Source organism: Isoptericola sp. NPDC055881 (genome assembly GCF_053615895.1).
This window is the reverse complement of sequence record NZ_JBSHCR010000051.1, coordinates 18117-31481: the sequence shown is the minus strand read 5'-3', so window position 1 is coordinate 31481 and position 13365 is coordinate 18117. Positions and strand designations below refer to the sequence as shown.

The following is a 13365-nucleotide window of genomic DNA, read 5'->3' as shown; positions in this document are numbered from 1 at the left end:
TACGAAAAGGGCGTGAATTCCGGTGGGAATTCACGCCCTTTTCGTACCCACAGCTCGGGGCGGTGCCGGTCAGGCGTCGGTGTTGAGGCCCGAGTACGAGTGCTTGCCGTTGAAGATCAGGTTCACGCCGGTGAAGTTGAACAGCACGCACAGGTAGCCCACGATCACGAACCAGGCGGCGCGGCGACCGTCCCAGCCGCGGGTGGTGCGGGCGTGCAGGTAGGCCGCGTACACGACCCAGATGACGAAGCTCCAGACCTCCTTGGGGTCCCAGCCCCAGTACCGGCCCCAGGCGTGCTCCGCCCAGATGGCGCCGCCGATGATCGTGAAGGTCCACAGCACGAAGCCGACGGCGTTGAGCCGGAACGACAGCGCCTCCAGCGACGTCGGGGTCGGCACGCGGTCGAGCCACCGGAAGCCCGGGCGCTGCAGGTACGGCGAGCCGGAGTCACGGCTGTCGCGCACGAGCTGCAGCACCGACGAGACGAACGCCACGGTGAAGATGCCGGTGGCGCTGATCGCGACGCCCACGTGGATGACGAGCCAGTAGTTCTGGAGCGCCGGCTGCACGCCCGTCGCGGCGATGTAGAACACGTTGAGGCCGAGCACGAGGAACAGGACCGCCAGGCCGGTCACGAACGCGCCGAGGAACTTGAAGTCCTTGCGCACGTTCATGCCGAGGAAGACCGCGAGCGCCATGAACGACCCCACCAGCGTGAACTCGTACATGTTGGCCCACGGCGTGCGGCCGGCGGCGATCCCCCGCAGCACGATCGCCACGAGCAGCATCACGGTGCCCAGCCAGGTCGTCGACATCGCGATGCCGGCGGCGCGGCGGCGCGCGGGGGCGGGGGCGTCCGCGCTCGCGCCCAGGCCCGTGCCGGCGCTCGCCGGGACCGGGGCACCCGCGCCCACCGCGACCGGGGTGCGCACCTCGGCGCGGGCGTCGGCCCGCTGCTCCGTGCGGCGACCCAGGTCGATCGCGAACGCGACGAGCGCGATGGTGAGCGCCGTGGCGGCACCCCACACGAGCAGCACGCTCAGCTCGGCGATCTGCATGATCAGTCCTCCGTGGCAGTCTTCGAGTCGTTGGTCGTGCCGTCGACCAGGCCCGGCACCGACGCCAGAGCCTTGTCGACCTCACGTTGCAGTCCGGCGTCGTCCCCGCGCGCGAGCCCGGCGAGCTCGACGTGCGTGACCGGGCGGCCGTCGTCGTCCGTGGTCTCCCATGATCGCACCCACACGCGGCGGCGCGGGGTGAACAGGGAGACCGCGAGGCCGGTGAGGGCCAGCAGGGCGAAGGTCAGCACCCAGAGGAGCGACGGGTCGTAGCGCAGGTCGAGCGCGACGTACCGGGGCACGTCCTCGCCCAGCGTCACGGTGCCGAGGCCGTCGGGCAGCTTGACGGACTCCCCGGGCTTCACCAGGAGCTTGACGGTCGAGCCGTCCTCGTCCACCGACGGGGTGAGGTTCGCGGTGTCGAGGCGGTAGACGTTCTGCGGCACGCCGTCGTCCAGGCCCAGGTCGCCGCGGTACACCTCGAGGACCAGCAGCGGGTTCTGCGGCTGCGGGAAGACGGACCGGGCCGAGCCGTCCGCGTCGACGACGGCGGTGGGCAGGAAGTACCCGACGAGCCCGATCTGCTCCTGGCCCTTCGAGACGTCCGGCACCTTCACGACGCCGCGCGAGGTGTACATGGTGTCCTGGGGCAGGAACGGGACCCGGCCGGAGAACGCCAGCTGGCCGGCGCCGTCCTTCACGGTGATCTCGGGCGCGAAGCCGTTGCCCTGCAGGTAGATCTTGGCGCCGTCGACCGTGAGCGGCTCGTTGACCTTGATCGTCTCGTCGTGCGACGTCCCGTCGGGCTCCGTCGCGGTCACGTACGCGGTGAAGTCGCGCGCCTGGGCGAACGCCACGGTGTCGGACGCGAACTTCGACTCGAACGAGTTGAGCGTCATCGAGAAGGGCGACAGCGACGACGGCCGGAACCAGGCGCCCTTGTCGAAGGTGTCGTAGTCCACGACGGCGTTGGCGAAGCCGCGGTCCTCCGTGACGATCGCCTGGCCGCGGTAGTGCAGCAGCTGGCCCAGGGCGACGGAGACGAGCAGGCCGACCAGCGCCAGGTGGAACAGGAGGTTGCCGGTCTCGCGCAGGTACCCGCGCTCCGCGGCGACGGTGCGCGTGGCGGGACGTCCCAGCCGCGGCTCCTCGCCGCCCACGTCGACCCGGAAGGTGGGCAGGCGGCGCAGCGGCCCGCGCAGGTGGGTGGCGACCGCGTCCGTGACCTCGGCCGGTGAGGCCGTGGTGACGGCCTCCGCCGTGGCGGGGAACCGGCCGAACCGCACCGGCGTCCTGGGCGGGCGGTTCCGCAGGTTGCGGGCGTGCGCCATCGTGCGCGGCAGGATGCAGCCCACGAGCGACACGAAGAGCAGCAGGTAGATCGCCGAGAACCAGACCGAGCTGTAGACCTCGAAGAAGCCCAGCCTGTCGAGCCACTCCCCGAGCGTCGGGTGGTCCCCCAGGTACTCGAGCACGGCGGCGGCGTCCTGCCCGCGCTGGGGCAGGATCGAGCCGGGCACGGCCGCGACGGCGAGCAGCATGAGCAGCATGAGCGCCACGCGCATGCTGGTGAGTTGGCGCCACGTCCAGCGCAGCGTGCCGCGCCAGCCGAGGGAGGGCAGGGCCGGGGACCCGCCGGGCTTCGGAGCCGCGCCCTGCGGGGTCGCCGGAGCGTCGTCCGTCCGGCCCTCGGTGAAGGCGTCGTTGATGCCCTCGGGACGGTAGGTCGTCTTGTCGCTCATCACACCACCGTCACGAATCCGCCGATCCAGCCCTGGAGCTGGCTGGTCCACGCGGCCCAGAGGCCGGAGACCAGCGCCAGGCCGACCAGCACCAGCAGGGCGCCGCCGGCGCGCTGGATGCCCAGGCGGTGCCGGCGCAGGAAGCCGAGCATGCGCTGCGAGGACTGCAGCCCGAGCGCGACCAGCAGGAACGGCACGCCCAGGCCGACGCAGTACGCGACGCCCAGCACGATGCCGCGGCCGGCCGACGCCTGATCCAGCGACAGCGCCTGCACGGCGGCGAGCGTCGGGCCGATGCACGGCGTCCAGCCGAGGCCGAAGACCACCCCGAGGAGGGGCGCCCCCCAGAGGCCCGCACGCGGGCTGAGGTGCATGCGGCGCTCGCGCTGCAGGAACGGGACGGCGCCCAGGAACGCGAGGCCCATGAGGATCACGACGACGCCGAGGACCCGCATGATCGTGGTCTCCCACTGCACCAGGTACGAGCCGAGCGCGCCTGCGGCGGCCATCAGCGCGACGAACACCGCGGTGAAGCCGAGCACGAACAGGCCCACGCCGAGGACGACGCGCCGTCGGCCCGGGTCCTGCGCCACGCCCGCGCGGCCCTTCGCCCCGCCGGCGGTCGCCGCCGCCATCCCGCTGACGTACCCGACGTAGCCGGGCACCAGCGGCAGCACGCACGGCGACGCGAACGACACCAGCCCGGCGATCAGAGCCACGGGCAGCGCCAGCAGCATCGAGCCGCTGAACGCCGTGGAGGCGAAGGTGTCACCCATCAGGCGCCCTTCGCGGTGCCGTCGCCGGAGCCGGCCTCGGCCAGGACGTCGTCGACGATCGCGTCGAGGGTGGACGCCTCCGCCTGCCCGATGACGCGCGCCGCCACGCGGCCCTCCGCGTCGAGCACGACCGTGGACGGGACGGCCTGCAGCGGCACGACGCCGGAGAGCCTGGCCACGACCTCCCCCGTGCGGTCCGCGATCGACGGGTACGGCACGTCGAAGGTGCGCTGGAACGACGTGGCGGCGCCCGCCTCGTCCTCCGTGTTGATGCCGAGGACGCGCACGCCGTCGTCCTCGCGCTCGTTGGCGAGGTCGACGAGGTCGGGGGCCTCGGCACGGCAGGGGGCGCACCCGGCGTACCAGGTGTTGACGACGACCACGTCGCCGCGCCAGTCGGCCGTGCTGACGTCGTCGCCCTCGAAGGTGGTGCCCTCGACGGTCACGACGTCGCCGCGGTCGCCCGCGTCCCACTGCTTCACCGAGCCGTCGCCGGAGACGAACCCCTGGCCGACGACGTCGCCCGCGCCGGAGTCCTGGGCGCCGCACGCGGCCAGGAGGCCGAGGGCGACGACGGCGCTCGTCGCCGCTGCCGCGCGCCGGAGCGCGCGAGAGGTCGTGGTGCGCATCACGCCCCCGGGACGGGGTCGGCGCCGGCGAGCAGGTCCGCGGCGGGCTCGGTGTAGTGCAGGCCGACGAAGGTGTCGCCGTCGAACCGCAGCGACGTCATCGACGCCAGCGAGCACTCCCGACGGCGCGGGTCGTGCGCCAGGGAGCGGGCCTCGAACGAGCGGCGCGTGACCCACACGGGAAGCTGGTGGCTGACGAGGACGACCTCGTGGCCCGCGTACGCGCGGCGGGCGTCGTCCACCGCGGCACGCATCCGGGCCACCTGCTCGGCGTACGGCTCGCCCCACGACGGGCGCAGCGGGTTCCACAGGTAGCGCCACCAGCGAGGGTGCGCGAGCTGCGCCGGGTTGCTCCCGATCGTCGTGCCCTGGAGGTGGTTGCCGGCCTCGATCAGGCGGTCGTCGGTGGCGAGGGTGAGGCCGAACGCCTCGGCGGTCGGGGTCGCGGTCTCCTGCGCGCGCTGCAGCGGGGACGCGACGACGCCGGCGACGTCGTGGCCCGTGCCGGACAGGTGCTCCGCCACACGGCGTGCCATCGCCTGCCCGCGATCGGACAGCCGGTAGCCGGGGATGCGCCCGTAGAGGACCCCGTCCGGGTTGTGGACCTCGCCGTGCCGCACAAGATGGACGGTGGTGGTGGCCATGCCTCCCAGTGTCCCAGAACTCCGGGGTACCCAGGTCCCGTTCAGCCAGGCGTGACGGCGCTCACGCCCCGTGCGGCTCAGGCCTCCTCGTGGCCTCCACGACCTTCGCCATCGCCCGGCCGAGGGTGTCGAGCTCCTCGTCGGTCAGCGTGTCGACGAGCAGCCGCCGTACCGCGGTGACGTGCCCCGGCGCGGACGCCACGAGGGCCGCGTACCCCGCGTCGGTCATGACGCAGTTCACGCCGCGCCGGTCGTCGGGCGCCGGGGTCCGGACCACGAGACCGCGCTGCTCCATGCGGTCCACGGTGTGCGTGAGCCGGCTGCGGGACAGCGCCAGGAAGTCCGCGAGCGCCGACATCCGCAGGGTGCGGCCGGGGGCCTCGGAGAGCTGCACCAGCAGGTGGTACTCGCCCAGCGTCACCGGCAGCCCCTCGTCATGGGCGGTGCCGAGCGCCTCGAAGAAGCGGGACGTCCCTTCCAGGAAGCGCCGCCACGCCCACTGCTGGCCCTCGTCGAGCCAGCGCACGTCTGCGTCGTCGCGCTGTCGCGCCTCGGTAGTCCCGCCCACGGGAATAGGTTACGAGACCGGCGTGTTCTTCTCCCCGTGACGGTAGTTGAGTGCTCAACTACCTAGACATCGACCGCACGACCTACTCGAGGGAGACACCATGACCGCGCTGCCCGCAGGCCTGAACTCCGGCACCTACGCCATCGACCCCGCCCACTCGACCGCGTCCTTCTCCGTGCGCCACGCCGGGATCGCCAAGGTCCGCGGCACCATCGCGATCACGGGCGGTGCGATCACCGTGGGCGACGAGCTCGAGTCGTCCGCCGTGTCGGCCGAGCTGGACTCCGCGTCCGTCAACACCAACGACGAGAACCGCGACAACCACCTGCGCAGCGCCGACTTCTGGCACGCCGAGGAGAAGCCGGTCTGGAGCTTCGTCTCGAAGTCGATCTCCACGGACGGCGACGACTACACGATCGCCGGCGACCTCACCATCAACGGCGTCACCAACTCCGTCGAGCTCCCGACCGAGTTCACCGGCACCGCCACCGACCCGTTCGGCAACGCGCGCGCCGGGTTCGAGTCGCAGATCGAGATCTCCCGCAAGGAGTACGGCCTCACGTGGAACGCCGCGCTCGAGACCGGCGGCGTGCTCGTGGGCGACAAGGTCAAGATCGCCCTCGACGTCTCGGCCATCAAGCAGGCCTGACGACGCTTCCCTCGCGAGGTAGCACCACCCCTCGCGAGGTAGTCCGCGAGAGGCCGAGGTAGTCCGGGTCTTCGCGAGGTAGTCACTACCTCGCGGAGATCCGCACTACCTCGGCCTTTCTCGCGCTACCTCGCGGGGCCCGGGTACTACCTCGCGGAACCGGGTTCTACCTCGCGGGGTCCGGTACTACCTCGCGGGGCCCGGTACTACCTCGGCACCTTGCGCGCTACCTCGCGGGGGTGCCGTTCGTCGCCGCGCGGGCGGCGGCGTGGAACGCGAGGATCTGCAGCTCGCCGGCCACGTCCACGGAGCGCACGACGACGTCGTCGGGCAGCTGCAGCGCGACGGGGGCGAACGACAGGATCTCCCGCACCCCGCAGCCCACGATGCGCTCGGCGATGGGCTGCGCCACGGGGCCCGGGGTGGCCAGCACCACCATCGACACGCCCGTGCGCGCCAGCACGTCCTCGAGCCGGTCGACGTGCTCGATCGTGAGGCCTGCCGCCGACCGGCCCACCACCTGCGGGTCGGCGTCGAGCAGCGCCACCACCTGGAAGCCGCGGGCCGCGTACCCCGAGTAGTTCGCCAGGGCGTGCCCCAGGTTGCCGATGCCGACGATCGCCAGGCGGTGCTCGGAGCCCAGGCCCAGCGCCGTCGCGATGTACTGCGCGAGCGACTGCACGTCGTAGCCCACGCCGCGCGTGCCGAACGACCCCAGGTACGACAGGTCCTTGCGCAGCTGCGCCGACCCCACCCCGGACCGCTCCGCCAGCTCGGACGACGACGTCGTCGTCACACCGGCCTCCGCCAGGTCGCGCAGGGCGCGCAGGTAGTACGGCAGCCGGGCCACCGTCGCGGCCGGCACCGTCGCCTCACCGAGCTCGATCACTGCTGGATCACCCCGTCGTCCTCCCCGGGCTCAGCGAGCCAGCCGGCGCGCGAGCCGCGTGCCGTCCACCCGCCAGAAACCCTGCTGCACGCCGTCCACCTCGACGACGGGCACGTAGTCCCCGTACCTTCCCACCAGGTCACCGCCCGGCGCGTCGTCGACGTCGATGTCGATCTCGCGCCACGCCTCCCCAGCCGCACCGCACACGTCCGTGACCACCGCCCGAGCCTCGTCGCACAGGTGGCAGCCCTGCCTCGTGTACAGCAGCACCCGAGGTTCTCCGACGGATCCCTGCGGCATGCTCACCTGCCAAGACTAGCGGCGCCGATACAGTGGACCGCATGCCGTCGCCCGCCGAGTCGTCCCCGCCGGTGCGCGCCGCAGCGTTCTTCGACGTCGACAACACGATCATCCGGGGCGCCAGCGCGTTCCACCTGGCCCGCGCCCTGTACCAGCGCCGGTTCTTCGGGACCCGCGACCTGCTGCGGTTCGCGCTCATCCAGGCGAAGTACCTGCTGTTCGGGGAGTCCCGCACCCAGATCGAGACGGTGCGCAGCCGCGCCCTGTCGCTCATCGCCGGCCGGTCCGTGGCGGAGATCACCGCCGTCGGCGAGGACGTCTACGACACCGTGCTCGAGCTGCGCATCTTCCCCGGCACCAAGCGGCTGCTCGACGAGCACCTCGCCGCCGGCGACCAGGTGTGGCTGGTGACCGCGACGCCCGTCGAGATCGGTGGGCTCATCGCGCGCCGGCTGGGTGCCACCGGCTGCCTCGGCACCATCGGGGAGCACTCGGGCGGCTTCTACACCGGGCGCCTCGTGGGCGACCTCATGCACGGCGAGGCCAAGGCCGCCGCGGTGCGGGAGCTCGCCGAGCGCGAGGGCATCGACCTGTCCGCGTCGTACGCCTACGGCGACTCGCTCAACGACCTGCCCATGATGCGTACCGTCGGGCACCCGTGCCCCATCAACCCGGACGTGCGGCTGCGCCGGCACGCCAAGGAGGTGGGGTGGCCCATCCGCGAGTTCCGGGGCCGCGGACGGCGCGCGGCGGGGCGGAGCATGAAGACCGCGTCGTGGGCCGGAGCGGCGTGGGTGGCCGGGCTCGTGCTGCGCAGCATCCGCCGCCGCCTCCAGGGCCGCTGAACCTCGGTCCACCCCAGAAGCAGAACGGGCCCGGTACCTCCGCGGAGGTACCGGGCCCGTGCGTCCGCCGTCAGGCGGACGAGGTCACTTCTTGTTGCGACGCTGGTGACGCGTCTTGCGCAGCAGCTTGCGGTGCTTCTTCTTCGCCATGCGCTTGCGGCGCTTCTTGATGACGGAGCCCATGAGGTCCTCACAATGCTTGTCGGTCGGTGGAACACGGTTGGTCCCAGGTGCCCTGTGTCCAGGGCAGCCGACCAACGCGGAAAAGTCCGTCCCCCAGGGTACCCGATGCCTGGCGTCCGCCGGACCGCCGCCCGGCTCGTGCCCGCTCAGTCCCGGTACGGGTCCAGCCCCCAGGTGGGGAAGACGTGCCGACGGGTGGCGAGGATCGCACGGTCGACGTCGTCGGCAGGGTCGTACCCGTCCCGCCAGGCGCGCCACGCGACGTCGCCGCCCGCGAGCCGCTCCGCGGGGTCGAGGCCCGACAGCTCCTCCACCTCGCGCCGCCAGGACTCGGGGAGCTTCAGGTCCGCGGCCAGGGGCGCGTGCGCCGCCTCCGCGACGAGGCCCGCCCACACCAGGGGCACGACGTCGACCACGGCGTACCCGCCGCCGCCGAGCGCCACCCACCGGCCGTCGGCGAGCCCGTGCGCGAGGTCGTGCACCCAGCGCGCCGCGGTGCGCTGGGCCGCCACGCCCACGTTCAGGTCGGTGAGCGGGTCGTTGCCGTGCGCGTCGCACCCGTGCTGCGACACGATCACCTGGGGCCGGAACTCGCGCACCACGGCCGGCACGACGGCGTCCACCGCCCGCAGCCAGTGCGCGCCGTCCGTGCGGGGCGGCAGCCCGACGTTGACCGCGGTGCCCTGCGCCGCCGTGCCGCCCGTGTCGGCGGCGTTCCCCGTGCCCGGGAACAGGGTGTGCCCGTCCTGGTGCACGGAGACGGTGAGCACGCGCGGGTCGTCCCAGAAGATCGCCTCGACGCCGTCGCCGTGGTGCGCGTCCAGGTCGACGTACGCGACGCGCTCCGCCCCGCCGTCGAGCAGGCGCTGCACGGCTGCCGCCGCGTCGTTGTAGATGCAGAAGCCCGACGCCGCCCCGCGCCGCGCGTGGTGCATGCCGCCCGCGATGTTCACGCCGTGGACCACGTGCCCGGACCACACGGACTCCGCCGCGTCGACCGACGCCGCCACGAGGCGCGCCCCCGCCTCGTGCATCGTCGGGAACACCGGGTCGTCCTCCGTGCCGAGCCCGCGCGCGAGGTCGGGCTCCCCGGTCTCGGCCGCGCGCCGCACGGCCGCGACGTACGCGGCGTCGTGCACGGACTCGATGACCGCGTCGGGGGCGGGCTCGACGTCGGCCACCTCGAGCGTGGGCGCGTCCAGGAGGCCGAGCTCGGCCACGAGCCGCATCGTCAGGTCGAGCCGGGCGGGCGCCATCGGGTGCCCGGGGCCGAAGTCGTAGCGCAGGAGCTCAGGACTCCACAGCAGCCGGGCGACGCGCATCCCGTCACGGTAGCCGACGCCGTGGCAGGCTGTGCCCAGCGACTGAGGGGCGAGAGGGGGCACGGTGCCGGGGACGTGGGGCGGTCGTGGGCTCGCGCTGCGCGGCTGGGTGGACCGGGCGGCCCGGGAGTACCCCGCACGGCTGGCCATGACGGTCTTCGCGGCCGTCATCACCCTCTTCACGCTGCTGCTCCTGCCCCCGTGGGCGACGGCCTCGGGCCGTGGCGTGGCGTTCGTCGACGCCCTCTTCACCGCGACGTCGGCCGTGTGCGTCACGGGCCTCGTCGTCGTCGACACCGCGAGCCACTGGTCGGGCTACGGGCACGTCGTCATCCTGCTCGGGATCAAGATCGGCGGCCTCGGCGTGATGACGCTCGCGTCGCTGGTCGGCCTGGCCGTCTCCCGACGGCTCGGGCTCACCCAGAAGCTGCTCACGGCGTCCGAGACGAAGACCGAGCGGCTCGGCGAGGTGGGTGCCCTGCTACGCACCATCATCATCACGGCCACCACCATCGAGGCGGCCATCGCGATCCTGCTCTTCCCGCGGTTCCTCGCCCTCGGCGACCCCGCCGGGCAGGCGGCGTGGCACGCCGTCTTCTACGGCGTCTCCTCGTTCAACAACGCCGGTTTCGTCCCCACGGAGCACGGGCTGATGCCCTTCGCGTCCGACTGGCTGGTGCTCCTGCCCATCGCGCTCGGCGTCTTCATCGGGTCGCTGGGCTTCCCCGTGATCCTCAACATCATGACGCACCGCCGGCGCCGCCAGCACTGGATCCGCTCGCTGTCGCTGCACACCAAGCTGACCGTCACCACGAGCCTGGCGCTGCTGGTGGGCGGGGCGCTCGTCATCGGGCTGCTGGAGTGGTCCAACCCGGCGACCTTCGGTGGCCAGGACGGCGTCACCCGCGTCCTGTCGTCGGTCTTCGCCTCGGTGATGCCCCGCTCCGGGGGCTTCAGCAGCGTGAACGTGCACGAGATGTACCCGGAGACCTGGCTCGTCACCGACGCCCTGATGTTCGTCGGCGGCGGGTCGGCGTCGACGGCCGGCGGCATCAAGGTCACGACGCTCGCCGTCATGCTGCTCGCCATCCTCTCCGAGGCGCGCGGCGACAAGGACACCGACGCGTTCGGACGCCGCATCCCCCGCGACACGATCCGCCTCGCGATCGCCGTGATGTTCATGGGCGCCACAGCCGTGCTCGTGTCGTGCCTGGCGCTGCTGCGCATGACGTCGTTCAGCCTGTCCGAGGTGCTCTACGAGGTGATCTCCGCGTTCGCCACGGTCGGCCTGTCCACCGGCATCACGCCCGACCTGCCGGACCCGGCCAAGTACTGGCTCAGCGGCCTGATGTTCGTGGGGCGGGTCGGGGTGGTCTCGCTGATGGGCGCCCTCGCGCTGCGCGACCGGCGCCGCATCGTACGCTTCCCCGAGGAGCGCCCGATCATCGGGTGACCCGTACCCGGAAAGAGGAGAACCGTGCCCGACAAGAAGGCTCCCGTGCGCGACGCCGGCGTGCTCGTGATCGGCCTCGGCCGCTTCGGCTCGTCGCTCGCGACGACGCTGGACCGCCTCGGCCAGGACGTGCTCGCCGTCGAGCGGGACCCGAAGCTCGTGGCGCAGTGGTCCGGCCGCCTGCCCCTGGTGGAGGCGGACGCGTCGGAGTCGGAGGCCCTCGTCCAGCTCGGCGCGAAGGACTTCGGCGTCGCCGTCGTGGGCGTCGGCACCGAGCTCGAGGCGTCGGTGCTCATCACGGCGAACCTCGTGGACCTCGGCACCCCGCAGATCTGGGCCAAGGCGATCTCGGCGGAGCACGGCCGCATCCTCACCCGCATCGGCGCGCACCACGTCGTCTACCCGGAGGCGGACGCCGGCTCGCGCGTCGCGCACCTCGTGAGCGGCAAGATGCTCGACTACATCGAGGTCGAGGACGGGTTCACCATCGTCAAGATGCGTCCGCCGAAGGAGATGCAGGGCTTCACGCTCGCGCAGTCGGACATCCGCAAGCGGTACGGCGTGACCGTCATCGGCGTGAAGTCGCCCGGGGTCGAGTTCATCTACGCGACGCCCGAGACCCGGGTGAGCGCGAACGACCTGCTGGTCTGCTCCGGCCACGCCGACCTGCTGGAGCGGTTCTCCGCGCGCCCCTGACCGTCCGGCGACCGGCCGGCGCGGCGCGTTCCGCGACCGTTCATCCCCGCGACACCGCCAGGCCAACGCCGCACGGCAGGGTCACGATCCATGCGATCACCCCGACCCGTCCTGCCGGCGCTGCTCCTGCTGCCCGCCCTCGCCGTCGTGCCCGCCTCGTCGGCCTGGGGCCACGGCGACCACCACCCGCACCGTGACCGCGTCGCGACCGTCACGACCGACGTCGAGACCCCCGTCCTGTACGACGACGAGGAGGGCGGCAACGCCTCCGGCGACGACCCGGCGATCTGGGTCCACCCGGACGACGACGGCGCGTCGCTCGTGCTGGCGACCGCCAAGGAGGGCGGCCTGCGGGTGTACGACACCGACGGCCGCGAGGTGCAGGCGCTCGCCGCGGCGCCCGCGCCCCGCGCCGACGGCGTCCCAGGACGCTACAACAACGTCGACGTCGCGTACGGGCTGCGCGTGGGCGGCAGGACCGTGGACGTCGCCGTGGTCTCGGACCGCTACAACGACCAGCTCCGCTTCTTCGCGATCGACCCGGCCGGGGCCGACGCCGCGGCACCGCTCTCGGAGATCACGGCCGCGGGGCAGCCGTTCCTGTTCCAGCCGGACCGCGTGGGCGTCGACACCGAGCACACCGCGTACGGGCTGGCGGTGTGGCAGCCGCGCGCGGGCGAGGCGTACGCGGTCGTGACGCAGGAGGGCACGACGGCGGTCGCCACCGCACGGATCGCGGCGCGCGGCGACGGGACCCTCGGGTACGACGACGTCGCGCAGGTCGAGCTCCCCGCGTCGTTCGAACTGCCCGGCGGCGGCACGTGGACGCCCTGCGAGGAGCCGGGTGTCGGGCCGCAGCTCGAGGGCCTGGGCGTCGACCAGCGCACCGGCACGCTCTACGCCGCCCAGGAGGACGTGGGCCTGTGGCGGATCCCGCTCCCCCTCGGGTCGGGCAAGTCGCGGCTCGTGGACAAGGTCACCGACTTCGGTGTCGAGGACGCCTGGGACGCCGCGAGCGAGGAGTGCGAGCCCGTGGACCCCGCGGACGCTGCGGCGCACCCGTACGGGGGCACGCGTCTCGTCGCCGACGCGGAGGGCGTGGACGTCTATCACGGGCGGGGGCGGACGGGGTACGTCATCGTCTCCAGCCAGGGGGACGACACCTACAGCGTGTACGCGACGACCGGCCGGAACGCGCCGCTCGGCACCTTCCGCGTGGCGGGCGTGGGCGGCGTCGACGACGTGAACGGCTCCGACGGGCTCGCGGTGACCGACCGTCCCGTCGGCCCGTACCGCGAAGGCCTCCTCGTCACCCACGACGAGCCCGAGACGGGCGCCGACGTCGAGGACGGTCGCGGGGACGCCACCGGGTTCTCCTACGTCGGGTGGGGTGACGTCGCCGACGCGCTGGGACTCGTGCCCACCCGCTCGCGCTGACACTGCCCGCCTAGCCCGGCCCGGCCCCGCCCCGGCCCGGCATCGTGCGTGCTGACTTGATCCTCAAACCGGTGGTTGGGGGGTACAGTCGCCCCGCCCCGTGCCCTCCCCCGGGGCGGGCGGGGGCGCGGGGCGGGGGGGCCCCGCCCCCCCCCCGGGGGGCGGCGGGGGAA

General features: G+C 73.0%; 15 protein-coding genes. 5 read left to right on the top strand and 10 right to left on the bottom strand.

Translation table 11 applies throughout. The annotated features are described in order from the left end of the window. Nucleotides 1–69: 69 nt before the first annotated feature. The 6 genes from ccsB to ACWGKI_RS15140 all read right to left on the bottom strand — a co-directional run bounded on the left by ccsB (nucleotide 70) and on the right by ACWGKI_RS15140 (nucleotide 5418). Complete coding sequence (ccsB, locus tag ACWGKI_RS15165; RefSeq protein ID WP_380245311.1) at nucleotides 70–1059, bottom strand: c-type cytochrome biogenesis protein CcsB; 990 nt, start codon at nucleotides 1057–1059, stop codon at nucleotides 70–72. A gap of 2 nt (nucleotides 1060–1061) precedes the next feature. After that, nucleotides 1062–2801 carry a cytochrome c biogenesis protein ResB gene (resB, locus tag ACWGKI_RS15160; protein ID WP_452188043.1) on the bottom strand — a complete coding sequence of 580 codons (1740 nt, stop codon included), beginning with the start codon at nucleotides 2799–2801 and terminating at the stop codon, nucleotides 1062–1064. After that, entirely contained in the window at nucleotides 2801–3577 is a 777-nt protein-coding gene (locus ACWGKI_RS15155; RefSeq protein WP_452188041.1) for a cytochrome c biogenesis CcdA family protein, read from the bottom strand. Before ACWGKI_RS15155 ends, resB begins: the two co-directional genes overlap by 1 nt. Continuing rightward, nucleotides 3577–4206: a TlpA family protein disulfide reductase gene (locus ACWGKI_RS15150; protein WP_380245308.1), complete on the bottom strand. Its 630-nt coding sequence runs from the start codon at nucleotides 4204–4206 to the stop codon at nucleotides 3577–3579. Before ACWGKI_RS15150 ends, ACWGKI_RS15155 begins: the two co-directional genes overlap by 1 nt. After that, nucleotides 4206–4850: a histidine phosphatase family protein gene (locus ACWGKI_RS15145; RefSeq protein ID WP_452188039.1), complete on the bottom strand. Its 645-nt coding sequence runs from the start codon at nucleotides 4848–4850 to the stop codon at nucleotides 4206–4208. Before ACWGKI_RS15145 ends, ACWGKI_RS15150 begins: the two co-directional genes overlap by 1 nt. A 61-nt stretch (nucleotides 4851–4911) precedes the next feature. Next, a complete protein-coding gene (locus ACWGKI_RS15140; RefSeq protein WP_380245306.1) occupies nucleotides 4912–5418 on the bottom strand; it encodes a MarR family winged helix-turn-helix transcriptional regulator in 507 nt (168 codons plus the stop codon). Nucleotides 5419–5518: 100 nt separating this feature from the next. On the opposite strand from ACWGKI_RS15140, the gene ACWGKI_RS15135 reads away from it, so the two are divergent. Beyond that, nucleotides 5519–6067 (top strand): YceI family protein, encoded by a 549-nt coding sequence (locus ACWGKI_RS15135; protein ID WP_380245305.1) that lies wholly within the window; start codon nucleotides 5519–5521, stop codon nucleotides 6065–6067. A gap of 226 nt (nucleotides 6068–6293) precedes the next feature. On the opposite strand, the gene ACWGKI_RS15130 is transcribed toward ACWGKI_RS15135, so the two are convergent. Continuing rightward, the gene (locus ACWGKI_RS15130) at nucleotides 6294–6956 is read right to left on the bottom strand and encodes a redox-sensing transcriptional repressor Rex (protein WP_380243496.1); all 663 of its coding nucleotides are present in this window, start codon (nucleotides 6954–6956) and stop codon (nucleotides 6294–6296) included. A gap of 30 nt (nucleotides 6957–6986) precedes the next feature. Next, the gene (locus tag ACWGKI_RS15125; RefSeq protein WP_452188045.1) at nucleotides 6987–7256 is read right to left on the bottom strand and encodes a glutaredoxin family protein; all 270 of its coding nucleotides are present in this window, start codon (nucleotides 7254–7256) and stop codon (nucleotides 6987–6989) included. Between the two features lie 41 nt (nucleotides 7257–7297). Between ACWGKI_RS15125 and ACWGKI_RS15120 the strand changes: the two genes are divergently transcribed. Further along, a complete protein-coding gene (locus ACWGKI_RS15120) occupies nucleotides 7298–8101 on the top strand; it encodes an HAD family hydrolase (protein ID WP_380243495.1) in 804 nt (267 codons plus the stop codon). A gap of 84 nt (nucleotides 8102–8185) precedes the next feature. Here ACWGKI_RS15120 and ACWGKI_RS15115 read toward each other — a convergent pair whose 3' ends face one another. Continuing rightward, on the bottom strand, nucleotides 8186–8284 hold the full coding sequence (locus ACWGKI_RS15115; protein ID WP_003792170.1) for a 30S ribosomal protein bS22: 99 nt from the start codon (nucleotides 8282–8284) through the stop codon (nucleotides 8186–8188). A gap of 146 nt (nucleotides 8285–8430) precedes the next feature. Continuing rightward, complete coding sequence (locus ACWGKI_RS15110; protein WP_452188036.1) at nucleotides 8431–9606, bottom strand: acetoin utilization protein AcuC; 1176 nt, start codon at nucleotides 9604–9606, stop codon at nucleotides 8431–8433. Between the two features lie 64 nt (nucleotides 9607–9670). Between ACWGKI_RS15110 and ACWGKI_RS15105 the strand changes: the two genes are divergently transcribed. From ACWGKI_RS15105 to ACWGKI_RS15095, 3 genes are all read left to right on the top strand, one after another. Continuing rightward, nucleotides 9671–11059 (top strand): TrkH family potassium uptake protein, encoded by a 1389-nt coding sequence (locus ACWGKI_RS15105; protein WP_380243493.1) that lies wholly within the window; start codon nucleotides 9671–9673, stop codon nucleotides 11057–11059. Between the two features lie 24 nt (nucleotides 11060–11083). Further along, nucleotides 11084–11755, top strand: coding sequence for a potassium channel family protein (locus ACWGKI_RS15100; protein ID WP_380243492.1), 672 nt, complete (start codon nucleotides 11084–11086; stop codon nucleotides 11753–11755). A gap of 90 nt (nucleotides 11756–11845) precedes the next feature. Further along, a complete protein-coding gene (locus ACWGKI_RS15095; RefSeq protein WP_452188034.1) occupies nucleotides 11846–13192 on the top strand; it encodes a phytase in 1347 nt (448 codons plus the stop codon). Nucleotides 13193–13365 lie beyond the last annotated feature (173 nt).